1 protein-coding gene is annotated in these 1,221 nt (G+C 45.7%); it reads left to right on the top strand.

Annotated features, from left to right (window positions below):
- A partial coding sequence (locus tag ACN0IC_RS15590; protein ID WP_416879664.1) for a hypothetical protein occupies positions 1 to 852 on the top strand: 852 nt, incomplete at its 5' end.
- Positions 853 to 1,221 lie beyond the last annotated feature (369 nt).

The following is a 1,221-nucleotide window of genomic DNA, read 5'->3' as shown; positions in this document are numbered from 1 at the left end:
GCCAAGGACTTGGGTGGAACCCTTATGACGTTCGAAAAACTGATCGAGGTGTTCCACGAGGGTTCATTGTTGGAAGCAATCAGTTTTCTGGAACCATTGGCACAATACCATATCATCGACCCTTGGCATGCTTCGTCGGACTGGGCTCTGACTGTGTTAGCTGCGAACTTGACAGTTCCAGACGGCGTAACCTGTTATGTCATGGAACTTAATCCAAAATCCGTAGATGACGACAGTAGGTCTTCTCACCTTCTCGACTTGATCAAAGTCCGAAAGTCAGCAGATTGCAACGCTCTGCTCCAAAGCATAGTACTTTTATCTGAAAAAACATCGTTAGCTCCTATCGACGAGACCGCCGGCGCAACTGCTGCAGATATGTTGTTGATAACCACAAGGTCAACAATGTGGCAGCTAGTGGCCGTCGTCTCCGGCAACTCAGGGTACAGGTACATCTCGGAAAACCTTCAACGGAATTTGATTCATGCCGAAGCCTGTGCAACGGCGAACATCGACACTTTTTTCCAGGAACCAGGCCTGGCCGAAGCGTTGGGTGCTTGTAATCAGGTTCTTCACGCACTTCTGCAAGAAGTGCAAGCTCTAGGGAGCATCCCACGCTATCACAGGAACGGAACGATTCAGATGTTTTCATGGGTAGAATTCCTCCAGGATGGCGAATTGGTGTCCTACCTTCCGCCCGAGATGGCAGGGATTGTGGGATTCCAATTCTTCAATGCCATACTAACACTAATTCTCCTTCTGTGGCAGATTTGGACATGCATGGCGGGGAGATGCAGATGCCGGGCGAGCGCTTGTTCTCAAATTAGAAGGCGTGCGCTCCAAAAACCCCCGTGAAAAAATTTAACCGGTCCGATCCGGAAAAATAACCGATAACCGCCGCGCCGATAAATCGAATCGAATACAAATATATATGTCGTGCAGGTCTAATTTAAGTTCTTATACTGTAATATTAAGAAATTTGATGGATTATTAACTCTGTGTATTTCATATGTGGGTGTGGGTAAGTTAAGGCACCAGTCACTCCCAGTACCTGTTGCAGGTGAGGGTATATGTATGTAAAATATAATATTACTACCACTACCAGACATTACACATTTTCATAAAATGTCAATGTCAAACCTGACATTTAATATACGAGACTGACACAAATTCAACACCTGACACACTACACAGTATAATGGAACATTTTACACCACCTACCAC

This window comes from Litorimonas sp. (assembly GCA_029936425.1).
In the GTDB taxonomy this organism is placed as follows: domain Bacteria; phylum Pseudomonadota; class Alphaproteobacteria; order Caulobacterales; family Maricaulaceae; genus Litorimonas.
The sequence above is the reverse complement of the archived record's forward strand: the minus strand, read 5'-3'. Positions and strand labels throughout refer to the sequence as shown.